Here is a 23,891-nt window from a genome sequence, read left to right on the forward strand (position 1 = left end):
GCGCGTCGGCCGCGTGGGGGTCAGACCGGCCGCAGTCCCTCGTGGGCGATCTCCAGGGTCTCCACCGCCGCCTGCGAGGTGGCGGGGTCGAAGGACGGGCCCTGCCAGCGCACGGGGACGATCCCGAACACCTGCCAGCTGATGATCCGGGTCAGGTCCGGTTTCAGCGCCACGATCTCGCCGTCCTTGGGCTCGACCCGTCGCAGCGTCTCGTCCAGCCAGCGGCCGATCTTCGCCGTGTCGGCGGTGACCGGCCGGGTGAGCGTGATGTTCGACCAGGTGACCCGCCCCGGCAGCTGCCAGGCGAAGCCGTTGTTGCCGCCCTCGGCGTAACTCTCGATCTCGACCTCGGCGCCCATGCCGGAGCAGGTGTGGAAGGCGCCCAGGTCGTTGCCGCCGATCGCGAGCCGGAAGAACACGCTCGTGGCGAAGATGCTGTCGGTCATCGGTGCGTCATCCGTCCGTCGTCGTCCGTCCCGTGCCCTCGTCCCATGCCCTCTCCCGTGCCGTCGTCCATTGCCTCGTCCATGGCCCTCAGCGGCGTCCGTCGTAGGGGCGTCCGGTGCGTTCCCGGCCGCGCCGCAGCTCGGCGCGGAGCAACCGGGCCACCGGGTCGAGCAGCCGGCGGGCCAGGTCGTCGAGGTCGAGACCGGGGCCGAGAGCGGGGTCCGGTGGCGGGGCGGCGCCCTTGCCGGGGGAAGGGGCCGGCCGGGCGCGGGGTGCGGAGGCCGCGTGGGGTACGGCTGTGGGTGCGGCGTGCCCGCGGCGGGGCGCGTCGCGCGGGACCGGCGCCGCCGGCTTGCCGGGGGCTTGTCTGCCCACGGCGGGCGCCTGCTCGGCCCTCGCCGCCCGTTGGACCACGGGGGCGGTGAACGCCTGGGCCGGGGCTGTGGGCGGGTGCGGGTGCGCGTGAGGGGTGGTCGTGGGCGGCGGGGAGCCGGGCGGTACGGGGGTGAGAGCCGGGCGGGTTGCGTCGCCGCGGGGCGGTGCGGGGCGGACCACGGGGGTGGGTGCGAGGGCCGGTCGGGCGGGCGGGCGGACCTCGTCCCGTGCGGGCCGCATCGCGGGCGGGCCGCTGTCCGCTCCGGTGGATGGTGCGATCGCCGGCAGGGGGCGGGCCGGTACGCCGGTGGGCGCGGGGGCCTTCGCCGAGGTGTCCGCGCGCGGCAGGGCGGGCCGGACCACGGGCGCGGTGCCCGCTCCGGCAGGGGTGCTCGCCGGGCGGGGCCGGGTCCGTCCGGCGGTGGGTGCGGGGGCCGCGGCGGGCGGCGGCGCCGGCCGGGTCGCGGCGGGCGGGGCAGCGGCCCGCTGGACCGCGGTCGCCGTCGCCGTCGCCGTCGGTGGGGCGGATTGAGGTGGGCCGTGGTGCGCGGGTGCCGCCGGAGAGGTCCCGGGTCCGGGGACGGCTCCGGAACGGGGGGCGGTCCCGGGTCCGTGCGCCGTGTCCGCAGCGGGTGCGGCGGGCCAACGTGCCGCCACGACCGGAGGACGTCCGCCGGCGGGGGTCGTGGGAGCGCCTTCGGGCGGCCGGGTGTTCAGGACGAGCGGGCGGGCGGCGATCAGCGGGAGCGTGCGGGGCGGGGTGGGAGCGCGCCGGATACCCGGAGTGCCGGCGGTGCTCGGGGCGCGAGTGGGCCGAACGCCCTGGGCACCGGCAGGACTCGTGGCGGGAACAGGCCGGACGTCCGGAGCACCGGCAGGACTCGTGGCGGGAGCAGGCCGGACGCCCGGAGCACCGGCAGGACTCGACGCCGCTTCGGTCGCGGCACGCTGGAGGACGGCCGGCGTCAGAGGGGTGGGCCGATGAGGCGGCTGCTGTCCGCCGGGGCGTCGGGCGTTTGCGTCCTCGCCCGTCGGCTTCACGACGGCTTCCGGCGTCACCGGGCGGGTCACCGGGCGCGCGTCCGGCGGCCCGGCACTGGCGGGAGCCGCCTCCGCCGGGCCCGGTTCCGCGGCGCCCCCGGCGGGAGGCCGATCCGCGAGGCTGCGCCGGACGTCGGACGCCCCCAGCAGCGGCGCGGCGGGCGTCCGGCCGGGAGACGGGGCGGGCGGCGGTGCGGGAGCGCGCCGGGCGTCCGTGCTCGGCCCGGTGTCGCCGGGTACGTCCGCGGTCGGGGGCAGCGCCGGAAGGGGTGCGCCCAGACCGCTGCGTGTGCGAGGTCCGGGTCGGCCGGGGGTCGTCGCCGGTGCGGCGGGGCTCTCCGCCCGACGCTGGACGACGGGCAGCGCCGGGCCGGTGGCGGGAGGGGTCGGCTTCGGCGCCGGCACGGCGGTGGAGGGGAGTTCGTTCAGCGGGGCGCCGAGCGGGGCGCGGCTCGCCGGGCGGGCGGCGGCGCGCCGTGCGGGCGTGGCGGCGCGCTGTGAGGAGGCGGCGGACTCCCCGGTCCCGGCAGCCGGTGCCGTCGTGGTGACGGGGGGCGGGACCGCGGGGAGGCGGCGCGAGGGTCGGTCCGGGCGCGGGGCGGCGGCCGGCGAGGGCCCCACCGGGCGGGGCCGGACGACCGGCGGGGCGGCGGCGGACGCTCCTGCCGCGTCGGCCGTGGCGCGCCGGCCGACGGGATGGGCGGGCGCAGCCGGCGACCGGGAGGCTCGCCCGGAGTCCGGTCCGTGCCCACCGGGGATCACCGCCACCCGCCGTACGGGCACAAGGCGCGGGGCAGCGGGCCACCGACCGTGGTCGGCGGGGCTCACGACCGGCCCGGCGCCCGGCTGCGCGGCCCGTTGAACGGGAGGGAGCGACGGGGAGAGCACGGCGGGGGATGCGGCGGACGCGAGTCCACGGGTCCGGGGCGTGCCGTCCGCCTCGGCCGGAGTCCCGGCGTCACCGGAGGCGTCACGCGACGAGGGGGCCGCCCGACGAGACGCCTGCACGGCGTCCCCTGTCGCCGTTCCGGCGGCACGCTCCGCCACCGGCCCCGGCCCGGAATCCCGGCCCGCCGCACCGCGGCCACCGGAGGCCCCGGAAGCCCCGGAGCCGGAGGCACCCGGCGAAGACGCGGCCGCCCGGTGGGAACCCCGCACGGCGTCCGGCGCGCCACCCCGCCCCGCAGCGGACCCAGCTCCCGAGCCCCCGCCCACCGCAGCCGGACCGCCGCCGAAACTCCTGGAAGACGCCTGCGTCCCGCGCGGAACCCGTGCGACGCCCTCGGAGGCCGGCCCAACCGCCTCCGCCTCCTCCGCCCCGTCTTGCCGCAGCGCGCGGAGCAGCAGAGGCCCCCCGCCGGTGTGGACGGGCCGCGGGGCGGCGGGGCCGGTGACGCCGTGGACCAGGCCGGCCGGGGCGGTGGGCAGGACGGCGTGACCGAGGCCGGTGTCGAAGGACGGGTTCTGCCAGGCGGCGAGGCCGGCGCGGAAGGCGAGCCCGTCGCTGACGCCGAGCGGCGCCCGGGACACGGTCGGCCGGGGCGGGCCCACCCGACGCCAGCCGCCGTCCCAGTCCCGGGGCACGGAAGAATCCCCGAGCTCCCAAGGGGCTCCGGACGCCGAAGAGGTCCCGGACGCGGGCGCGGACGTACCCCCGCCCCCGGCGGAGCCACCCCGTTCCACGCCGCCCGCAGGTCCCGCCGGACCCGCAGGCCCCGTGGCGGCGGCCCGGCGGCGGCGCAGTCGGTCCCGCCATGCCATGTGCTCAACCGCCTTCGTTGACGCGCTGGTTGATGCGAGCGATCTCGGCGACCCACTGACGGCGTTCGTCGTGGGTCAGGTCGAGGATCTCGTCGCGCTGCCAGTGGAAGTGGTAGGCGATGTACGCGATCTCCTCCCGGAGCCGGGGAAGCGCGTACGTCACGATTCCCCCAGGCGCCCACCCGACAGGTCGACCTCGAAGCCGCCCTCGCAGTGCGGGCAGGTCACCGCGGCCCGGGTGTGGCCCTCGCTGTTGACGCGGCGGTAGAAGTCCTGGAGGAAGGCGACGTCGGTGGCGTACATCCGCTCCACGACCCCGGCGTGCACGTCGGTGATCGTGCCGAGCCGGGTGATGACCTGGCTCAGCAGCACCACGCTCAGGTACGCGGGGTTCTCCTTGACCCGCAGGTCGATCTGGGGCCGCAGTTCGTCGCGGGCGGTGGCCAGGCGCATCGCGCCGTGCCGGTGCAGCGTGCCCGACTCGTCCACGTACCCGCGCGGCAGCTCGAACTCGAACTCGGTGCGCAGCCCGTGGTCCTGCCGGGGCGGCGGGGCGGCCTCCGGGGCGGCGGCCGCCGTCTGCTCCTGCCCCTGGGCGGGCGCCGTCGCCTGGAGGAGTTCCTCCAGGTTGCCCGCCGTCACCGTACGACGCCTCATTCGACGACGATCTCCTCGAACACGATCGTGACGGTCTCGGTGGCCGGGGAGGACTCGCCCGCCTTCAGGGACGGGCCCTCCCACTTGGAGGCCCAGCCCTGCAGCAGCTGGATGCGGCGGACGGTGGCGCCCTCGGAGTCCTTGATCTCGATCGTGAGGTTCTGGCGCGCGGAGTTCACCGCCCCGTTGTTGAGCGTCTCCTTGATCCAGTTGGTGAACTCGCTGCTCTGGTCGAGCCCTCGGGTGATCGTGATCTCGCCGGCCTGCCGGGCGCCCGGCTGCTTGCGGATGATCTGCTTGCCGTCCGAGGTCACCTGCTTGACCTCGACGACGTCCTCCTCGACGGTGAAGCCGCTGATCTCCTGGATCGACTCGACCAGGTATCCGCCGAGCTGCACGCCGAAGACGTGGGTGGAAAGAGCGTCGCCCGTTGCCATGACAGTCTGTCAACCTTCCCTTTCGGACCCGCGGGTCACTCGTCGATGAGACTGGTGGTGTCGGAGAACTGGGCCAGCCGGAACACCACGAACTCCGCGGGCTTGACCGGTGCGACACCGATCTCGCAGACGACCCGGCCCTGGTCGATGGACTCCTGCGGGTTGTTGTCGCGGTCGCACTTGACGTAGAACGCCTCGGCGGCAGTCCGGCCGAACAGCGCGCCCCGGCGCCACTCCTCCTGGAGGAACGCGGTGACGTTGCGCCGGATGCTCGACCACAGCCGGTCGTCGTTGGGCTCGAAGACCACCCACTGGGTGCCGAGCAGGATGGACTCCTCGAGGTAGTTGAACAGGCGGCGCACGTTCAGGTAGCGCCAGGCCGGGTCGGAGGAGAGGGTGCGGGCGCCCCAGATCCGGATGCCGCGGCCGGGGAAGGCGCGGATGCAGTTCACGCCGATCGGGTTGAGCAGGTCCTGCTCGCCCTTGCTGAGCCGCAGCTCCAGGTCGACCGCGCCGCGGATCACCTCGTTGGCGGGCGCCTTGTGCACGCCGCGCTCGGCGTCGCTGCGCGCCCACACGCCGGCGACGTGCCCGCTCGGCGGGACGGTGGTGTTGCGTCCGAGGGCCGGGTCGAAGACCCGCACCCACGGGTAGTAGAGGGTGGCGTAGCGGGAGTCGTAGCCCGCCTCGTCGTTGCGCCAGGCGCGGACCTGCTGGGCGTTGAGGCCGGGCGGGGCGTCGAGCACGGCGACGCGGTCGCCCATCTGCTCGCAGTGCGAGATGACGGCGAGCTGCACGGTGCGCACGGCCTCGGCGTCGATGTCGCCGCGCTGGTAGGCGCCCATCAGGTCCGGCACGGCGACCATGGTGATCTCGTCGATCGTCTCCAGGCCGCCGAACCCGGTGCGGGCGGCGGCGTCGCCGACGTACTCCCCGGGGTCGATGCGCGACACCGTCCCGGGACCGGTCGCGGCGGGGGCGGCGGGCGCGTCCGGGAGCGCCACGGTCTGGGCGGCGGGCCTGCTCTGGGCGGCGCCCCGCTGCTCGGTGACCTCGATCAGCCGGGAGGCGCGGGCCTGGCCGACCAGGTAGCTCTTGACGTTCTTGCGGGTGGAGGCGTCGTACGTCTCCACGACCTGGTCGCCCTGGCGGACCAGCAGCTTGAAGCGGTCCTCCGGGGCGTTCTCGCCGTCCGCGTCGGCGATCTCCACGGACACGCCGGTCACGCCCGGCCGGGCCGCGATCAGGAAGCCGCCCAGCTCCACGGGCGCCGCCGCCGGCCGCTGCGTACCGTCCGCCGCCGGGGCGGAGGCGTCCTCGGCGGACCCGCCGATGCGCACGACGTACGCCGCGCCGCCGCCGTTGGCGAAGTAGCCGTAGACCGCGTGGGCCAGGTAGGCGCCCTCGGTGAAGCCGCCGAAGTGCTGGGTGTACTGGTCCCAGCCGGTCACCAGGGTCGGCTCGTGGAAGGGGCCCTTCCCGGCGAACCCGACGAACGCGGCGACGGCCGTGCCGACCCCTTCGATCGGCCGGGCGCCGGACTGCACCTCCTCCACGTACACACCCGGGGTGAGGTACGTCGGCATGCTCGCTCCTTCGCGTCCTGACGGCGGTCACCTGTGTCCAGGCCGAGTCTGTGGGAGGACCGGCGCGGGCCGGCAGGGACGCGGGGACCTGGCCGGGGGCAGGGCGGCTGCCTTTCCGTACTCCCCGCGCCGACCGCCCGGGGATCACCCGGCCCTGCCCTCGCGTTGCCCGTGCGGACCTGGACGCCCCCGGGTCCGGCCGCTCCACTGGAGGCGGCAGGGATGCTCCGGCGAGGAGGGGCAGATGGGGACGTCCAAGGCTCACACGGAGAACGCCGACGCCCGGCAAGCGGCGCGCGGCCGGCCGGCCGCCGCGCCACGGGAGACGTCCGGGAGCGGCGCCGCCCGGCGTGAGACGCCCGCGAGCGGCGCGGCCGTACCGCCCCCGCTCACCGCCGACGTGCTCCGGGCGGCCCAGCGCGGCGCGGGCAACGCCGCGGTGACCGCCATGATCGCCCGCCGGGCGGCCGCCGCACCCGCCCCGCAGCAGCCGGACACCGGGGTGCACGAGGTCCTGCGTTCGACCGGCCGCCCGCTGGCCGAGCCGGTACGCCAGGAGATGGAGTCCCGGCTCGGGGCCGACTTCTCCGACGTCCGCCTGCACACCGGCGCCGCCGCGGCCCGCTCGGCCCGCGCCATCGGGGCGCGCGCCTACACCAGCGGGAGCCATGTGGTCATCGGGGAGGGCGGCGGCGACAAGCACACCCTGGCCCACGAGCTGACCCACGTCGTCCAGCAGCGCACCGGCCCGGTCGCGGGCACGGACAACGGGGCCGGGCTGAGCATCTCCGACCCCTCCGACCGGTTCGAGCGGGAGGCGGAGGCGAACGCCCGCCGGGTGCTGACCGGGCCCGTGCCGGCGGCCCGCACCGCCGACGCCGCGACCACGGCTGCCGGCCCGGGACCGGCGGCGGCGCCGGACGCCCACCAGGTTCAGCGGGCCGTCGGGTTCGAGTTCGAAGTGGCCGACGAGGGCTGGGAATTCAAGGAGGACGGGCACAAAAAGAGCGATACGAAGAAGGAACTCATCAAACTGAAGCAGGACCTGTCGTACGTTGCCGCCGACAACGGCAACGTGGAGTTCGTCACCAGGCCGCTGGACACCCTCGACCAGGTTCGCGCGGCTCTGAAAGACATCGTCGAATTTCATGACAGGCTGGCGGCCGGCAAGCGGCCTTATCGCGAAGGGGCTTACACGATCACCGCGCGGGGCGAGGGGCAAGCCAGACCGCAGGCCACCTTCGGCATCCGGATGCAGGACATCGGCGCTCTGGTGGAAACGCTGCGCCGGCGGATGGAGCAGGAGGACGCGCCGCCACCGGCGAAGAGTACACGCTTGCTGCGCTCCGCCGGCGCCGGGAGCAAGGAACAGCGGGAGATCAGCAACCGCGTGACCAGCGGGCTGTCCAACCTCCAGAAGAACAACGAACGCGCCAAGCGAATCGTCGATGCCGTCGCCGCTCGGACCGCCGACGCCCCGGCGGACGACTCCGTGAAGGAGGTGACCGGGTTCCTCACCGTGGTCATGAAGACTCTGGACGACGCCGGCGGCACGAACGAGGGATTGGTGGATCCCAAGTACTTCTTCTCGATGATGCCGCGCACAGATTTCGTCACCATGTTCAAGAGCATGTCGGACGCGGCGACCACATGGCTGTCGGGCCACCGTGGCGACGTCTACACCGCCATGACGGACGAGGGTTTCCCTGTCGACGAGCGCGTGTTCGGCGGCCGGTACAAGATGGAGGTGCCCAACGACGGCCGCGATTGGCGGTTGTCGCGCCGCACCTGGCTGGATCCGGTCCTCAGCGGGGACGCGTCGGTCGCCAAGGACGAGCTCTCACCCCCGCCCGGGTATCCCCGGCACACGGGAGAATCGACGGACCAGGGGCTCGGCGCCATGTCGACCGACGGGGAAGGGCTTTCCCTCTTCGAGATGCGCGCCCTGGGAAGGAAATCGTACGAAAAGATGCCCAAAGAGCAGTGGACTCCACTGGCCGAATTCATCGCTCGGTTGGTCGGTGAGGCGACCGGCGACGAACGGCTCAACCCCCAGGAGACGTGACGGCCGGCGAAAGCGCCGCCACTGCCCCGCACCGCCTCCTCACGCGTCCAGGGCCATCCCCAGCCACGCCCCGAACTCCCCCTCCAGCACCAGCCGTCCGAGCTTGCGGTACTCCTGGGCGATCGCCGTCACCAGCTGTCCCATCGTGAGCGGGCCGCCGGACTCCGCCGCGAGGTAGGCCGCCGTCACCGCGCAGGCGCGGATCGAGCCGCCGGCCAGTTCGAAGCGGTCCGCGCAGAAGGCGAGGTCCAGGTCGGCGGCGCGGGGCAGCCGGTCGCCCAGGCACCGTTCCCACAGGGCGAGGCGTCCGGCGGCGTCGGGCACCGGGAAGTCGGCCACCACGTCCAGGCGGCGGGTGAACGCCTCGTCCAGGTTGGCCCGCAGGTTGGTGGTCAGGACGGCGATCCCGTCGAAGGACTCCATGCGCTGGAGCAGGTACGCCGACTCGATGTTGGCGTGCCGGTCGTGCGCGTCCTTCACCTCCGAGCGCTTGCCGAAGATCGCGTCGGCCTCGTCGAAGAGCAGCACCGCGTTGACGGCGGACGCCTCGGTGAAGATGCGCTCCAGGTTCTTCTCGGTCTCGCCGACGTATTTGTCCACCACTGTGGACAGGTCCACCACGTACAGGTCCATGCCCAGGTCCGCCGCGACGACCTCCGCGGACATGGTCTTGCCGGTGCCCGACTCCCCGGCGAACAGCGCGATCACCCCGCGCCCCCGGCCGCCGCCGGGCCGCATCCCCCACTGGCCGAGGACCTGTTCGCGGTGGCGGGCGCGCAGCGCGAGTTCCCGCAGCCGCCGGTGCGTGGCCGGCGGCAGCACCAGGTCGTCCCAGCCGACCGCCGGTTCGATGCGGCGGGCCAGGCGGTCGAGTCCCGCGCCGTTCTGGGCGCGTACGGCGGTCCGCAGGTCGTCGGGGCCGACCGGGCGTCCCTCGACGGCGGCCGTGCGCGCCGCCACCTCCGCCGCACGGTGCAGCTGCCCGGAGTCCAGGCGGTGCGCGGCGACCGCGTCGGCGAGCGCCCCGGCGTCGCCGACGACGCCCGCGGCCTGTTCGAGGGCGTGGCGCCAGCGCGCGGCCTGCCGTTCGGGGGAGGGCGCCGGCACGGTCAGCACGACGGGGCTGTCGGCCGCCCACGCCGGGTCCCAGCCGACGCCGCCGTGCGTCAGCAGCGGGATGCCCCGGAGCGCCGCGCACAGCGCCGCGAGCGTGCGGGTCCGTTCGGCGGGCTCGGCGGGCAGCGCGTCCAGCGGGCCGAGGACGACCCCGGCGCCGCTCAGCCGGGCCTCCAGGGCGGAGACCCGGGCCAGTTCCGGTGCGTCGCCGGGGCGCCGGGCGACGGCCGCGGCGTCCAGGACCAGCGGGCGCAGTCCGGCCGCGTGCAGGGCGGCGCAGGCCAGGCCCTCGGCGTCGCCGCCCCGGCCGCGCAGGTGGACGAGGCCGACGCCGGTCGCCGCCGCGGCGGCCGTCCGCCGGATCTGCGCCGCCTCGGCGGTCGGGTCGGGCCGGGCTTCGCCGAGCACCGCCGCGAGCCGGGCGTCCGGCCGCGCGTCGCCCAGCAGATGCCCGGTGACCCGGTCGGGGACCGCCAGCACGCGGGAAAGCGGCGGCCGTTCCGGCTCGGTGACCTCGACCAGGCCGCCCGCGATCAGGGGCGCTCCGGGGGCCAGCCGGAACCGCGCGGACGCCGCCCCGGCGAGCCCGCACAGCTCAAGGGCGAGGCCGACCGTCGGCCGGCGGCGTGTCAGGTCGTCGTTGAGATAGCCGTACAGCCGCTCGAACCGCGCGTCCAGGTCGGGCGCCACCGCCACCAGGAGCAGGTCCAGGTCCAGCGGGTCGAGGCCGAACCGCCGGGCGAGGCCGTCGAGGACGGAACCGGCCGGCGGGCGGCGGGGCTCGTACGGGGGTACGTCGAGCCCGCCCGGCTCGTCCAGGATGCGGGCGACGGCGTCGGGACCGAGGTACTGGCCCCGGTACGGGTCGTCGGGATCGGGGTCGGCCGCGCGGCGGGCCGCCACGGCGAACCGCACCCGCTCCTCGACCAGCCGCAGCCGCGCCCAGAGGTGCCCGGCGCCGGAGGGACGGGGCCCGGCGCCGGCGGCGGGCACGGCGGAGCCGCCGGTCCGGGCAGCCGCCCGGCCCTCGGAACCGGCGTCGGCCTCCGTCGCCGCGCGGGCGCCGACACCGGCGCCGGCGTCCGCGCGGGCGGGGACAGGGTCGTCGGCGAGCGCTCCGACGGACGGCGGGGTCCCGGGGTCGGCGGCGGGCACGGCAGGGCCGCCGGGCCCGGCAGCCGACCGCCCCTCCAAACCGACGACAGCCTCCGCCTCCACACCAGCCCCAACCCTCACGCGGGCGGCGACAGCCTCGCCGTCCAGGACTCCCACAGGCCGCAAAGGCCCAAGGTCGGCGGCCGGCGCGGCAGGGCCGCCGGGCCCGGCAGCCGACCGGTCCTGCGAACCGGTGTCGGCCGGAGCGCCCTCGGGGAGGGCCCCGACGGGCCGCCCCGCCCCGGCAGGATCGTGAGCCGGCCCCGTGGCCGGTCCGGGCGGGGGAATCACGGTTGGCGGTCCCCCCTGCGGCGGCGGCCCTGTGCCGCCCCCCGCTCGCGCGGACCGGCGAGGCCGCCCGTCGGGCCCGGGTCGGTCGTCTCCGTGTAGCGCAGCCGGCGGCCCGGCGACGCGGTCCCGCCCTCGCGCCGGGCGGCGCTGCGCACGACCAGCCCCTCGGTCACCGGCGGGGCGACCGCCGTGCTCACCCCGGCCAGCGGCGCCCGCACCCGCACCCCCAGCGACGCCTTCAGCTCGCCGCCCAGCGCCGACCACACGTCGGAGACGGCGGGCGAGTCGGGGCCCGGCCCCGCGGTGTCCAGGGTCACGGTCAGGCCGAGTTCGGCGAGCGTGCCGGTGAGCAGGCGGGCGGGCAGCGTGTCGGTCGCCACCAGGGTCGTCAGCACCTGGGAGAGCAGCCGGTGTTCGTCCTGCGGGCGGTTCGCCCACGCCGTGACCAGGTACGTCAGCTCGAACCAGCGCGGCGGGTCGCGCCGCGCCACCAGTCTGCCGTCCGCGTCGTACACCTCCCCGGCGCCGCTGCCGCGCCGCCCGGCGTCCTCCCTGATGTCGTACAGGAAGACGCAGACCGTCGGGGCGTTGCGGCGGGCCGCCCAGTCCCGGGTGGGGGCGTCGAAGACGACCTCGACGCCCGACGCCTCCAGGCCGGACCCGCCGAGCAGCCGGCGCAGCCCCTCGTCGACCTCGTGGATCACCGGCGGCTCACCTCGTCCGGCGGCTGCACGCTGCCGCCGACCACCAGGAAGTCCGTCCTCGCCGACGCGAACCCGGCGCCCCGGGCGGTGATCCTGCGCGGCCCCGTCTGGTCCTTGGCCAGGATGAGCAGCTGCCCGATGAACGTGCCGTCCGGGCCGGGCACGGTCGGCGCCGCCGCCGCGGTGATCCCCGGATTCCAGGTGAACCGCACCGGCACTCCCGGCGGGAAGTCCCTGCCGCGCACCGAGGTGACGAAGCCGGGCTTGCCGACCTTCGGCACGGCGACGATGCGCGGCCGGAGGATCCGCAGCCGCTGCCGGGCGGTGTTGTCGCGCGGGTCGGCGTCCGTGCCGGTGGTGGTGAGGGTGCCGGTGACCCGGCCGGTCAGCGCCCTGTCGGGGCTGAGGACCACGCTGACGACGGTGCTCTGGCCGGGGTCCAGGTCGGGCAGCGCGCACACCCAGGAGCGGTCGCAGCCCGGCGGCGGCCCGTTGTGCGGGACGCCCGGGGGCAGGCCGATGCGCAGGCGCAGCCCGGTGGCCAGGGCGTTGCGGCCGTTGCGGACGGTGTACGTCACCACCACGCGCCCGCCGACGTAGCCGGGGTTCGGCCGGGCCGTGACGCGCACCCCGGGCCCGGCGTCGGGCTCGGCCGGCGGCGGGGGCACGGGCCGGGGCGGGGCGGGCGGCGGCGGAACGGGCGACGGAGGAGGAGTCGGGGTGGAGGTCGGGGTGGGAGTCGGGGTGGGGCTCGGCGCCGCCTCGCGCACTGGCACGACCGTCCGCCCCGCGTTGTCGCCCGGCCGCGGATCCACGACCGCCCCGGTGACCGACCAGTCGACGGGCGCGTCGCCGACCAGGACACCGGTGAGGGTGACGTCCACCGGCACGGCGCCTCCGGGCTGCACGACCCCGACGTCGCACTGCAGGGAGGCGGCGTCGCACCTCCCCCTGGGCCGGGTCAGCCGGGTGACCCGCACGCCGTCCGGCGGGGTGACGGTCAGCCGGGTGCCGGGCGAGGCGGCGGGCCCGTTGTTGACGACCTCCACGCGGACCGTGGTGGAGCTGCCGACGGCGACCGCCGGAACGGCGCCGGGCGCGCGGACCGCGAGGTCCACGGACTGCTGGACGGCGGGTTCCTTCTGCCGGCCGGGGAGGGATGCGGTGAGCGGGGTGAGGGCGCCGGACGCGACGTCCAGCAGGCTCAGCTTCTCGGGGCTGTTGGCCGCAAGGCCGGCGCGGGAGCTGATCACCATGCCCGCGCCGTCGGCCGTCCAGGCGGCGTCGCGCGGCTGGTGAGGACCGGTGACGGAGGTGTCCGGCAGCTCCTGCCGGCAGGCGCCGGGCACGTCGCGCGCGGCGGCGGGCAGCAGCACGCGGCAGGCGTTGCCGGACAGGGACGTCAGCAGGATGCCGTTCCGCTCGTCGACCCGTCCGCCGCCGTTCTTCCGGTTGAAGGCGATGGTCCGCCCGTCCGGGGAGAAGGCCGGGCTGTCGTCGATGACCCGGCAGCCGTCCGGGCAGATCCTGGCGCTCAGGTCGTCCTGCTGGTCCAGCTTGTCCACGGGCACGGTCCAGACGTGCTTGTTGGCGCCGTTCCCGTAGAGGACGTGGTTGCGGGTGAAGGCGAGGGTGGTCCCGTCGGGGGACCAGGTGGGCTGGGCGTCGCCGCCGCGGAGCTCTCCGGCCGGCGGGACGATCTCGCCCTGGATCGCGCCGTCGGCCAGGTCCGCGACGAGGATGCGGCTGGAGTCCGCGGCCCCGCCCGTGCCCGGGGTGGTCCGGGTGAAGGCGAGGCGGGTGCCGTCCGGGGACAGCGCCGGGTCGGTGTCCCGGTCGGTGGGCCCGCGCCCCGCGAGCCGCAGGGGCGCCGCGTTCGCGCCGTCCGCGTCCGCGAGCCAGATCCGCTGGATGCGGCTGCCGGGCTCGCCCTCGAAGCGGGTGACGACGATCCGCCGCCCGTCGGGCGTGTAGCTCTGCCGCTCGGTCCACGGGTCGTAGCCGGGACGGGGCCGGAACAGCGGGTCCCGGGCGGGGTCCGTTTCGGTGTCGGCCTCCGGGTCCTCCCGCAGGATCGTCAGGCCCAGGTCGCGCGGGTCGGCCCCGTCGGTGCGGACGTCCTGCAGCGTCACCTGGTGCGGCCCGTCCGCGGAGGTGCGCTCGACCACGGCGCCGCCGCCCTGGAGGGGGCCGAGCCAGGTGGGCGAAAGGACCTCCCGGTCCTCGCTGAGCACGAGGTCCGGGACCCGGTCGGAGTGGGCCGGCACCCGGTACACGTGGTCCCAGTCGCCCTCGCACTCGCAGGTGCGCTCGGGGCTGAGGAACAGCACCTCGTCCCCGCCGGGCAGCCAGGCCGCCCCGTGGGTGCGCCACCCGGCCTGCGCGCCCGCGAGCAGCGGCCCGTCCGTGGTCCCGTCCGTCACCCGGAGCCGGCGCACCTCCCCCTGGCCGTAGACGGTCGTGGTGGCGGTGTACGCGATCCGGTCCCGGTGCGCGGGATCGTCGACCGGGTTCCACACCGGCTCGGTGGCCGTGCCGTTCTCGGGGCCGGTGATGCGGGAGGCGGGGCCGCCGGCCAGGGACCGTACGTAGATCTGCCGTCCGGCGGCCGGTTCGGCGTTCCCGGAGTACGCCAGCCGCTGCCCGTCCGGGGAGACCGTCGGCCACTGCTCGTCGTACGGGGTGTGGGTGAGCCGCGTCATGCGACCGCTGCCGTCCGTGCGCACCAGCCACAGGTCGCGCTGGTCCCGGCCGCCCGGGCCGCCGGGCTCGGCCGAGTCGAACACCACCGCGCGGCCGTCCGGCGTCAGCCGCGGGTGCGCCGCTTCCCGGCCTCTGGTCAGGCGCAGTACGGAGCCGTCGGCGGAGCGGAGGTAGATCTGCGGGTCCGGCTCGTCGCGGCGGCTCGCGAAGACCAGCGTGTCGCCGAGGGCGGACGGCTGGACGTCGAAGTGGGCCGGTCCCTTGTCGAACAGCGGTGTGCTCAGGGTGTCGCCGGTGACCCGGCCGAGGCTGCGGTGCCGGGTGCCGGCGTACGCGATCCGGGTCTCCGGGGCGTCGGCCGTCCCGACCGCCGGCGCCCGGGAGGCGGCGTCCTCCCGACCGCCGGCCGCCGTCGCGCCGACCAGCGGGATCAGCAGCAGCAACGCCGTGCCGAGTCTGCCCAGGCGGTCGTACCGTCCGCCGGGCCCGGCGGTTCCCCTCACGGTGCCCCCTCGCGGTTCCGGTGCGGCAGTGCCGCGGATGTGCCCCCGCCACCTTGCGACGGCCACGCGCGGCACGGCAGGGCGGCGGGGCCGCATCCGGGGGAAACGCCCGGTGCGCTTTCGGGCAGTGCGAAGGGCCCGGCGGGCGGCGGCCGGCGTCGGACGAGCCCGTCGGCCCATCGGCCCGTTGGCCCACGGTGCCCGCGTCACCGGTCGCGGCGGCATCGCCGGGAGCGCCGCATCACCCGTGCGTCCGTGCCCCCGTGTGCCCGTGCGCCCGTCGTGCCGGTTGTGCCCGTCGCTCAGCGGCGGGGGCCCGTCCGTCGCCGGCCCGCCGTCAGATGAGCCCGTTGCGCAGCGCGTACCCGACCGCGTGGGCCCGGTTGCGCAGTTGGAGCCGGGTAATGATCTCGTGCAGGACGTTCTTGACGGTGCGTTCCGAGTACGCGGTTTTGCGGGCGATCTCCGCGGTGTCCAGGCCCTCCGCCACCAGGCGCAGCATGTCCGCCTCGCGGGTGGTCAGCGTGGACAGGGACAGGGCGCGCGGGTCGAGGCCGGAGCGCTGCGGGCTGCCCATGTGGGCGAGGAGGGTGCCCAGCAGGTCGCCCGGCAGCACCCCCTCCCCCTTCGCCATCGCCAGGACCAGGTGCAGGAGCCGGTCCTCGTCGGCCTCGACGCGGCGCAGCACCGCCACGACGCCGCACTCGATGACGCGCTGGAGCGCACCGGCCCCGAGGGAGCCGACCACGAGGCCGGTGCGGGTGTCGGTGTTGCGGCGCAGCCGGTGCAGGAGGACGGTCGTGTCGTCGTCGACCTGGTCCACGACGACCAGCGACACCCCGGCGCGCTCCGCGTCGGCGTCCCCGAGCAGGTGGACCTCGGGCCGCTGGCGTAACTGGTGGACGACCCCGACGCGCAGCACGGGGTCGGCGGCGTAGACGGCCACGCCCACCCGTTCCGGGCGTGCGGAGCCGGCGGTCCGGTGGTCGGCCCGGGCCTGGGCGGGCGCGGAGGGCACGGACGACGTGGCGGGCACGGATGACGTCGCGGACGCGGATGACGTGGCGGGCACGGACGACGTGGCGGGCACGGACGACGTGGCGGGCACGGATGACGTCGTGGGCGGCAGGGCGGGACGGTTCTCGTCGACACGGGACATGGGGCACCTGTTTCACGTGTTCGCGGGGTGGGACTCGTGCGGGGCGCACGCGCCTGGACCGGGCCACGGCAACGGCGGGGCGGGCGGCGGACGCGCCTGGGCCGGGGCGGCGGCAGCGGCGGGGCCCGCTGACGGACCGGGCCGGCGAGGGGGCCGCCCCCGGCCCCCGGGGCACCGCGACTGCCTCGGCGTTGCCCTCCCGTTCCTCGTCGTGCCGACGGGCCCGCTCCTACCGTGGCGACGTGACGCCTTCCGCATCCACTTCCGGCCCCGGCGCTCCCGGCCTCGACATCCCCGCGGTGACGGTGACGCCGGGCGACACCGTCACGACGAGCCTGACCGTCCGCAACGACGGCGACATCGTCGAGGCGTACAGCCTCCAGGTCGTCGGGGACTGCGCCGCCTGGGCGACCGTGGAACCGGCGCGGATCTCCCTGTACCCGGGCACCTCCGAGACGGTGACGATCCGCCTCTCGCCGCCGCGCTCCCCGGAGGTCCGGGCCGGCGAGGTGCCGCTCGGCGTGCGGGTCCTGCCCGCCGAGCACCCCGAGTCGGTGCGCGTGCCCGAAACCACCGTGCACGTCGAGGCGTTCCACGAACTGCGCACCGAACTGGCCCCGCGCCGGCGGCGCGGCTGGCTGCGCGGCCGTTACCGGCTGGCGGTGCGCAACCAGGGCAACACCCCGGTGCGGGTGGGCTTCACCCCCGGACAGGCGGGCGAGGAACTGGGGTTCGCGTTCGCCCCGGCGGAACTGGCGCTGGAGCCGGGCGAGTCGGCGGAGACGGGGCTGCGGGTCCGCACGGGCAAGCCGGTGTGGTTCGGCACGCCGGTGGTCTGGCCGTTCACCGTGGGCGTCGCCGGGACGACCGCGTCCGACGCGGCGGACGCTCCCGACGGAACGGAGGCGGCCCGACGCGAGGAGGACGCCGTACGGCCGCCCCTGGACGCGGAGTTCGTGCAGATCCCCGTCTTCCCGAGGTGGCTGCTCGCGGTGCTGGCGGTGCTCATCGCGCTGCTGATCGCCTGGTTCACGCTGGTGCGTCCGGCGGTGCGCAGCGCGGCCAAGGAGGCCGCGACCGAGGCGGTCCAGCCTCGCCCCACGCCCGCCGGGGAGGCCGGGCAGGCCCCCGGCGGCGGGACCGACGCCGGTGCGGACGCCCGGCCCGGCGGCGGCCCGGCGGCGGGCGCGTCGACCGGACCCGGCGGCGAGGCCGGCACGGCGGGCGACGGGGCCGGCGGTGACGGGGCCGCGGCCGGCGACGGCGCCGCGGCCGGCGTGGGCCGGCAGCACTCGGCGACCATCGACGTGCAGACGTCCGCCGGGGAGACCAGCCCCGGCGCCTACCCGGTGCCCGAGGACAGCGTGTTCGAGGTGACGGACATCGTCGTCGCCAACTTCCAGGGCGACGAAGGGGTGCTGACCATCACGTTCGGGGAGCGCAAGATCACGACGATCGCGCTGGAGACCTTCCGCAACCAGGACTACCACTGGGTCACCCCCATCGAGATCCCCGCGAACGACACCGTCACCATGGAGGTGACCTGTGCGGAACCGGGCACGCCGGCGACCGGCCGACGGGCGCAGCAGTGTCACGAGGTCCTGCACGTGAGCGGCACGCTCCGCAGCACCGCGCGCTAGATCGGGACCCGCCGCCCGGCCATTGTTCGCCGGTGAAGGCGCGGCCTGTAAAGGGCCGCCCTTCCTTCCGGCCGGAAATCATTAACGCCGTTTCCAAAAACGGCCCTCCGCCCCGGCGACGACCGGCGCTCCCGTTCTTCGCCGACTGTTCACCCGCGCGCCCCGTCCGCCCTCCTCCCCCGTGCGACGATCCGCTCCGCCGTGCACGACACCGGAGGAACGATGCTCCCCAAGAGAACACCCGCCGCGCTCGCGGCCCTGGCCGTCACCGCGGGCGCCCTGTCCGCGGGACTGGCCCACGCGGACCAGCGAGGCGGCGCGGACCACGCACCGCGGCGGCCGGCGGCGTTCGAACGCACCGCCACCTACCCCGTCTTCCAAAACCGTCCGGCCGGCGAGGACGCCGCCTCCGAGACCGTCGCCGAGATCTCCGCGACCAGCGAGGACGGCCGCACCCTCGTCTACACGGACGCCGCCGCCAAGCGCATCGGCTTCCTCGACCTCGGCGACCCCCGCCGGCCCCAGGGCTTCGGCACGCTGTCCCTCGCCACCCTGGGCAACGCCGACGACGAACCGACCTCCGTCTCCGTCGTCGGCCAGTACGTGCTGGTCGTCGTGAACACCAGCGCGAGTCACACCGAGCCGTCCGGCCGACTCGACGTCATCTCGCTGCGGGGCCGCGAGCGGGTGGCGAGCTTCGACCTGGGCGGCCAGCCCGACTCCATCGCGCTCAGCAAGGACAAGCGGTACGCCGCCGTGGCCATCGAGAACGAGCGCGACGAGGAGGCGACCCCGGCCGGCGGCGAGGAGGGCGACCTGCCGCAGGCGCCCGGCGGTTTCGTGCAGATCGTGGACCTCAAGGGCGCCTCGCCCGCCGGCTGGAGCCTCCGCGAGGTGCCGCTGACGAACGCCGACGGCTCCGCGCTGCCCGTGCTGGCCGACGCCGGGATCGCCGCGCCCGCCGACCCGGAGCCGGAGTACGTCTCCGTCAACGGCCGCGGCCAGCTGGCCGTGACGCTGCAGGAGAACAACGGCATCGTCACCGTCGACCTCGCGTCGGGCCGCGTCACCAAGGCATTCAGCGCGGGCACCGCGTCCCTGACCGGCGTCGACACCGTCGAGGACGACGTCATCGACCAGACCGGCTCCCTCACCGACGTGCCGCGCGAGCCCGACGCCGTCGGCTGGATCGACGACCGCTACCTGGCGACCGCCAACGAGGGCGACTGGAAGGGCGGCACCCGCGGCTGGACCGTCTTCGACAGCCGCACCGGGAAGGTCGTCTGGGACGCCGGCAACACCTTCGAGCGGATCGCCGCACGTCACGGCCTGCTCAACGAGGGCCGTGCCGAGAACAAGGGCACCGAGCCGGAGGGCCTCGCGATCGCCGAGTACGACGGGGTGCGGTACGCCTTCGTCGGCTCGGAGCGCAGCAACTTCGTCGCCGTGTACGACCTGAGCAAGCCCACCGAGCCGGTCTTCCGGCAGGTGCTGCCCACCACCAACGGTCCCGAGGGCCTGCTGCCGATCCCGTCGCGCGGCCTGCTCGCGGTCTCCAGCGAGGAGGACGACGCCGGCGCGGGCGTGCGCGCCTCGGTGAGCCTGTTCCGGCTGGGCAAGAAAGCCCCCGCGTACCCGACGCTGGTCTCGGCCTCCGACGCCGCGGGCACGCCGATCGGCTGGGGCGCGCTCGGCGCGCTCTCGGCCGTACCGGGCCGCCCCGGCGAGCTGTACACGGTCACCGACGCCGCGTACGCCACCACCCGCATCCTCACCGTCGACACCCGCAGCAAGCCCGCCGTCATCAAGCGGGAGCTGACCGTCAAGGACGCCGCGGGCAACCCGGCCGCCTACGACGCCGAGGGCGTGCACGCCCGAACGCAGGGCGGATTCTGGCTGGCCGTCGAGGGCAGGACCGGCGCCGGCAACCAGTTGGTGCGCCTGGACGCCGACGGCGTCACCCGGCAGGTCGTCCCGCTGCCCGCCGACGTCGCCGCGGGCCTCGGCTCGCAGGGCTTCGAGGGCGTCACCGCCACCACCGGCGCCGACGGCCGCGAAATCGTCTGGGCCACCCTCCAGCGCGAGGTCAAGTCCGACCCGGCGGGCGTCGTCCGGATCGGCCGCTACGACGTCCGGGCCGGCGCCTGGAGCTGGTACGGCTACCGCATCGGCACGACCACCACGGCCGGCGACTGGATCGGCCTGTCCGAGATCACCGCGGTCGGCGGCGAGCTGGCCCTCGTCGAGCGCGACAAGCTGAACGGCCCGGCCGCACGGGTCAAGCGCGTCTACACGGTCGGCATCCCGGACGCCGCCGCCCCCGCGGGCGCCCTCCCCGTCCTGCCGAAGACCCTCGCGTACGACGCCCTCCCCGACCTGCGGGCCACCAACGGCTGGACCCAGGAGAAGCTGGAGGGCCTCACCGTCGCCGGCAACGGCCGCGTCTACGCCGTCACCGACAACGACGGCCTGGACGACTCCACCGGCGAGACGGTCCTGCTGGACCTCGGCAGCAGCCGCAAGCTGTTCGGCCGCCACTGACCCGCCGGGGACGCCCGCCCCCGCACACGACGAAGGCCCAGGTCGGTGACCTGGGCCTTCGTGCGTGGGCTGGGCCGGGGGGTGCCCGCCGGGCGCGCTGCTCCCGGCGTACGGCCGTCAGGCCTCCAGGTCGTACAGCACGAACTCCTCCCACGACCCGGTGATGTCGGTGGAGCGGGCGCGCAGGGCGTACTGGAGGGAACCGGCGTAGTTGTTCTCCATGGTGACGAACATGCCGTTCAGCTCGGACTGGAGCGCCCAGCGCTGCTCCGTCTCGTGGACCCACAGCGTGAACCGCTCCCAGCCGCCGACGCTCGTGGAGCGGGCGCGCAGCACGTTCTGCGCGCTGCCGGTGAAGTTCTTCTCCACCGCCACGTAGCGGTTGTTGGCGAGGGACCTCAGCGACCAGGTGTCGGTCGTCTCGTCGTACTGGAAGCCGAAGCTCTCCCAGGAGCCGCCGACCGCGGCGGAACGGGCGCGTAGCACACCGGTGTTCGGCGCCGGGTAGGTCACCTCGGCGGCGACGAAACGGCTGTTGCGGACCGACTGGATGGCCAGCACCTCCTCCTCGGCCAGAGCGGAGACCTTCTCACCGGCGGCGGACGGGGCCCGCAGGGCGCCCCGCTCACCGGCGATCCGCTCCAGTTCGGCGGCGTCCACGGCCTGCCACCCGCTGGGCACGCCGGCCGGACGGTCGGTCGCCGGGGCGGCGCCGGCCGCGGGAGCGACCAGCGCCGAGCCCGCCAGCAGGGCGCTCACGGACAGGAGAACGGAAGTGATGCGTCGCACAGGAATTCCTCGCCGTCGTCGTTGTCGTCGAAGCCCGTCGAGGCACACAGAATTCCGTTCCGGAAATCGGCAGGACGATGCGTTTTTCCACGCAGGAATTCCTCCGCGCGCGGCGACGCCGTCCCCCGATGTACCCCCGCTTCGAAAACCGCCGCGGGCACCCTTCCCTGGGCGCCTCGACGGCCGCTGCCCCTCCTCGGCCGAGCGACTTCAGCGTATCGGCGGGGTGCTGTCGTCGCAGCGGATTAAGGGAAAAGCAGACACGCCGGAACGGCGCCATCATGAATTAACCCTTCCGTCGCATTCCCGTACGCCGGATCACATCATTCCGCCGAACCGCCGTCGCGCATTCCCGCGGCCCGCGGCGTCACCGGCAGTCGTACGCGAACCTCACGCTCGCCGTACGGGGATCCGGCGTGAGGATGCGCAGTTCGGCGCGGGCCGGGTAGCGGCCCCTGCCCTCGAAGGTCCACAGGAGACGAAGCCGGGCCTCCCTCTGCCCCCGCGTCACCTCCTCCTCCAGGACCTCCGAGTCCGTGCCGTCGCTGCGGACCCAGCGGTAGGTGAGCGTGCCGGGGCGGCCGTCGGTGGTGACGCGGGCGGTGATGTCCGCGGTGGCGTCGCAGCCGAGGACCGTGGGCGTGACGGCGACCGTCGCCTCCCGCACCGCGACGGACGGGCCGAGCCGGTGCCAGGCGAGGAACGCCAGGACGGCGACGAGCACCAGCGCGGGCAGGGCGTGGCGCCGCCACCCCCGACGCCGGGACGCGGCCTGCGACGCCGGTACGACGGGCAGGGTGCGGTCGGTCCGGTCGGCGCCCTGGGGCCACAGGGCCCCCTGGGCGCCCTGGGTCCGGTGGGCGCCCTGGGTCCGGTGGGCGCCCTGGGTCCGGTGGGCGCCCTGGGTCCGGTGGGTGCGCCGGGCCACCGCCGCGGTCACTCCGGGCCCGAAGCGCAGCACCGTGCCCTCGGTGCGGTCCGGCTCCGCCGGCGGGACGCCGCCCGGGAGGGTCGGGACGGGACGGGTCGCGTCCGGGTCCAGGCGGGCCGCGTCCGGATCGGGACGGGTCGCGTCCGGGTCCGTGCGAGCCGCGTCCGGGTCCGGACGAGCCGCGTCCGGGTCGGGGCCCTGGATCCAGTGGCTGGCCAGGACCGTGGCGCTGTACTCGGGGTCGTCCTCGGCGGCGGGTCGGTTCACTGGAGGTCGCACCCCCTGGTCAGCAGTTGCTGCGAGGCGCCGCCGTCGGCGGAGGCGGGCGCGGTCGTGGAGCGCACGGTCCAGTAGCAGCCGGCGCTCCGGAAGGCGTGGGTGACGGTGAGCGTGTACTGGGTCGCGCCGCTGCGCTCGTACGTCTCCGGCGCGCCGTCCTGGACGCCGGGCTGGCCCGCGCTGCTGCCCGTGAACCAGGCGAAGGTGATCGACAGCGGTCCGGGCCCGTCGGCGGTGACGGTGACGGTCGCGGTGGCGGTCGTGGGGCCGGTCTGGCGGAACTCGGAGACGGTGACGTCCTTGACGGCGGGCGCGGAGGGGGCGGACGGGGGCGCGGGGGTGGTCGGCGGGGCGGACGTCGGGGCCGTCGCGGGCGGGGCCTCGGCGGGGTCCGTCGTCTCCTCCGCGGGGACGGCCGTGGTGGGAGCGGTGGACTCCGGGTCCGAGGGCGACGGTTCGGCCGGCTCCGCGGACGAGGGCGAGGACGACGACGCGGACGAGGACGGCAGGGGCGAGGCGGCCGGTCCCGCGGGCTCCTCCCCGCCGGGCGCCGCGCTGGTGGTGGCCAGCGCCCGCGCCGCCGTCTCCTGCCGGTCGGCCGCCGCCGGGAGGTACGCGAGGCCGTACGTCAGGAGGAGGCCCAGCAGGACGGCCGCCCCGGAGACCAGCATCCCCGCCGGGCCGGGCAGCCACGTCCCCGCCCCGCCCGGCGTGCGGCCCAGCACCGTGCGGGCGGTGTCGGTGGTCGTCCGCGGGCTCCGGGCCGAGGGCAGCAGCAGTGCCAGCAGGGCCACCAGCCCGGCGAGCGCACGCCGGCCGCGTTCCTCCCAGCCGGGACCGTAGGAGGCTGCGGCGGCGGCCTCCAGCTCGGCGACGAACGCCTCGGCGTGCGCCGGCCGCAGCGCCGGGTCCTTCGCCAGTCCGTGCCGGACCAGGTCCCGTACGGACTCGGGGACCTCGTCGGCCGGGATCGGCGCGTCGACGTGCCGGAGGGCGAGTTCGGCGAGGTTGTCGCCCGCGTAGGGCCGGTGACCGGTCAGGCACTCGAAGAACGTCGCGGTCGCCGCGTAGACGTCGGCGGCGGGCGAGGCGGGCGCGCCGGTCCACTGCTCCGGGGCCATGTAGGGCGGGGTGCCCGCCACGCCGGCGCTGGTCCCGGCGTCCGCCGCGATGCCGAAGTCGACCAGCTTGGAGCCGCCGTCCGGCAGGACCAGGACGTTGTCCGGCTTGTAGTCCCGGTGCACGACGCCGACCCGGTGGGCGTCGGCGAGCCCGAGCAGCGACCCCTTCAGCACCACCAGCGCCGCCTCGGGCGGCAGCGGCCCCCGCGTCTTCAGCAGGGCCCGCAGCGAGACGCCCTCCACCAGTTCCATCACGATGGCCGCGCCGTCCGGGCTCTCCACGTACTCGTACAGCCCGGCGACGTGCGGACTCTCCAGCCCGCTCAGCAGCCGCGCCTCCGCCCGGAACCCGTGGACGAAGCCCGGCCGCGTGCGCAGCGACTCGCTCAGGTACTTCACGGCGACCGGCACCCCGGTCTCCTCGTGCACGGCCAGCACGACCCGCCCGCTCGCCCCGGCCCCGAGCTGAAGCGACTCGGCGTACCCGGGCACCGCCCATGTGCTCATTCCAGCCCCCCACGGCCCCGCCGCGCCCCGGATTCTCCTCCGCGCCGGGGCCGTGGGCCATGCCCTGGAGGACACACATTTCG

Annotated in this window: 17 protein-coding genes; 4 read left to right on the forward strand and 13 right to left on the reverse strand. The window is 75.9% G+C overall.

Annotation, left to right across the window (positions count from 1 at the left end):
- Positions 1-20: 20 nt before the first annotated feature.
- Entirely contained in the window at positions 21-446 is a 426-nt protein-coding gene (locus ACZ6KF_RS14635; protein WP_356631350.1) for a phage tail protein, read from the reverse strand.
- Between the two features lie 88 nt (positions 447-534).
- A complete protein-coding gene (locus ACZ6KF_RS14640) occupies positions 535-822 on the reverse strand; it encodes a hypothetical protein (protein ID WP_356631352.1) in 288 nt (95 codons plus the stop codon).
- Positions 823-1,087: 265 nt separating this feature from the next.
- Here ACZ6KF_RS14640 and ACZ6KF_RS14645 point away from each other — a divergent pair, with 265 nt between their 5' ends.
- On the forward strand, positions 1,088-1,354 hold the full coding sequence (locus ACZ6KF_RS14645; protein WP_469238582.1) for a hypothetical protein: 267 nt from the start codon (positions 1,088-1,090) through the stop codon (positions 1,352-1,354).
- A gap of 2,274 nt (positions 1,355-3,628) precedes the next feature.
- On the opposite strand, the gene ACZ6KF_RS14650 is transcribed toward ACZ6KF_RS14645, so the two are convergent.
- Genes ACZ6KF_RS14650 through ACZ6KF_RS14665 form a run of 4 tightly spaced genes read right to left on the reverse strand, consistent with a single transcriptional unit; the run spans position 3,629 to position 6,304 of the window.
- Complete coding sequence (locus tag ACZ6KF_RS14650; protein ID WP_356631354.1) at positions 3,629-3,787, reverse strand: DUF6760 family protein; 159 nt, start codon at positions 3,785-3,787, stop codon at positions 3,629-3,631.
- On the reverse strand, positions 3,784-4,281 hold the full coding sequence (locus ACZ6KF_RS14655) for a hypothetical protein (RefSeq protein ID WP_356631356.1): 498 nt from the start codon (positions 4,279-4,281) through the stop codon (positions 3,784-3,786). The genes ACZ6KF_RS14650 and ACZ6KF_RS14655 overlap by 4 nt, the downstream gene beginning before the upstream one ends.
- Positions 4,278-4,718, reverse strand: coding sequence for a phage tail protein (locus ACZ6KF_RS14660; RefSeq protein ID WP_356631358.1), 441 nt, complete (start codon positions 4,716-4,718; stop codon positions 4,278-4,280). Before ACZ6KF_RS14660 ends, ACZ6KF_RS14655 begins: the two co-directional genes overlap by 4 nt.
- A 35-nt stretch (positions 4,719-4,753) precedes the next feature.
- The gene (locus ACZ6KF_RS14665) at positions 4,754-6,304 is read right to left on the reverse strand and encodes a phage tail sheath family protein (protein ID WP_356631360.1); all 1,551 of its coding nucleotides are present in this window, start codon (positions 6,302-6,304) and stop codon (positions 4,754-4,756) included.
- A 244-nt stretch (positions 6,305-6,548) separates the two neighbouring features.
- Here ACZ6KF_RS14665 and ACZ6KF_RS14670 point away from each other — a divergent pair, with 244 nt between their 5' ends.
- Positions 6,549-8,369, forward strand: a complete 1,821-nt coding sequence (locus ACZ6KF_RS14670; RefSeq protein ID WP_469175652.1) for an eCIS core domain-containing protein — start codon at positions 6,549-6,551, stop codon at positions 8,367-8,369.
- 39 nt (positions 8,370-8,408) lie between these two features.
- Here the strand turns inward: ACZ6KF_RS14670 and ACZ6KF_RS14675 are convergent, their stop codons facing one another.
- From ACZ6KF_RS14675 to ACZ6KF_RS14690, 4 genes are all read right to left on the reverse strand, one after another.
- Positions 8,409-10,478 carry an ATP-binding protein gene (locus ACZ6KF_RS14675; RefSeq protein WP_469238732.1) on the reverse strand — a complete coding sequence of 690 codons (2,070 nt, stop codon included), beginning with the start codon at positions 10,476-10,478 and terminating at the stop codon, positions 8,409-8,411.
- A 449-nt stretch (positions 10,479-10,927) separates the two neighbouring features.
- Positions 10,928-11,635: a Pvc16 family protein gene (locus tag ACZ6KF_RS14680; RefSeq protein WP_356631362.1), complete on the reverse strand. Its 708-nt coding sequence runs from the start codon at positions 11,633-11,635 to the stop codon at positions 10,928-10,930.
- Positions 11,632-14,841: a hypothetical protein gene (locus ACZ6KF_RS14685; protein ID WP_469238584.1), complete on the reverse strand. Its 3,210-nt coding sequence runs from the start codon at positions 14,839-14,841 to the stop codon at positions 11,632-11,634. The genes ACZ6KF_RS14680 and ACZ6KF_RS14685 overlap by 4 nt, the downstream gene beginning before the upstream one ends.
- A 337-nt stretch (positions 14,842-15,178) precedes the next feature.
- Positions 15,179-16,000 (reverse strand): helix-turn-helix transcriptional regulator, encoded by an 822-nt coding sequence (locus ACZ6KF_RS14690; RefSeq protein ID WP_469158817.1) that lies wholly within the window; start codon positions 15,998-16,000, stop codon positions 15,179-15,181.
- A 242-nt stretch (positions 16,001-16,242) separates the two neighbouring features.
- Between ACZ6KF_RS14690 and ACZ6KF_RS14695 the strand changes: the two genes are divergently transcribed.
- Together ACZ6KF_RS14695 and ACZ6KF_RS14700 are read left to right on the forward strand one after the other, a co-directional pair.
- Positions 16,243-17,640 carry a COG1470 family protein gene (locus ACZ6KF_RS14695; protein ID WP_469238586.1) on the forward strand — a complete coding sequence of 466 codons (1,398 nt, stop codon included), beginning with the start codon at positions 16,243-16,245 and terminating at the stop codon, positions 17,638-17,640.
- 222 nt (positions 17,641-17,862) lie between these two features.
- Positions 17,863-20,181, forward strand: a complete 2,319-nt coding sequence (locus tag ACZ6KF_RS14700; RefSeq protein ID WP_469158818.1) for an esterase-like activity of phytase family protein — start codon at positions 17,863-17,865, stop codon at positions 20,179-20,181.
- A 117-nt stretch (positions 20,182-20,298) separates the two neighbouring features.
- On the opposite strand, the gene ACZ6KF_RS14705 is transcribed toward ACZ6KF_RS14700, so the two are convergent.
- The 3 genes from ACZ6KF_RS14705 to ACZ6KF_RS14715 form a co-directional block, all read right to left on the reverse strand.
- Complete coding sequence (locus ACZ6KF_RS14705; RefSeq protein WP_469158910.1) at positions 20,299-20,961, reverse strand: fascin domain-containing protein; 663 nt, start codon at positions 20,959-20,961, stop codon at positions 20,299-20,301.
- 376 nt (positions 20,962-21,337) lie between these two features.
- Positions 21,338-22,168, reverse strand: coding sequence for a hypothetical protein (locus tag ACZ6KF_RS14710; protein WP_469238588.1), 831 nt, complete (start codon positions 22,166-22,168; stop codon positions 21,338-21,340).
- Positions 22,165-23,808 (reverse strand): serine/threonine-protein kinase, encoded by a 1,644-nt coding sequence (locus ACZ6KF_RS14715; RefSeq protein ID WP_469158820.1) that lies wholly within the window; start codon positions 23,806-23,808, stop codon positions 22,165-22,167. The genes ACZ6KF_RS14710 and ACZ6KF_RS14715 overlap by 4 nt, the downstream gene beginning before the upstream one ends.
- Positions 23,809-23,891: the final 83 nt, after the last annotated feature.

Source organism: Streptomyces sp. NPDC046379, assembly GCF_055587785.1.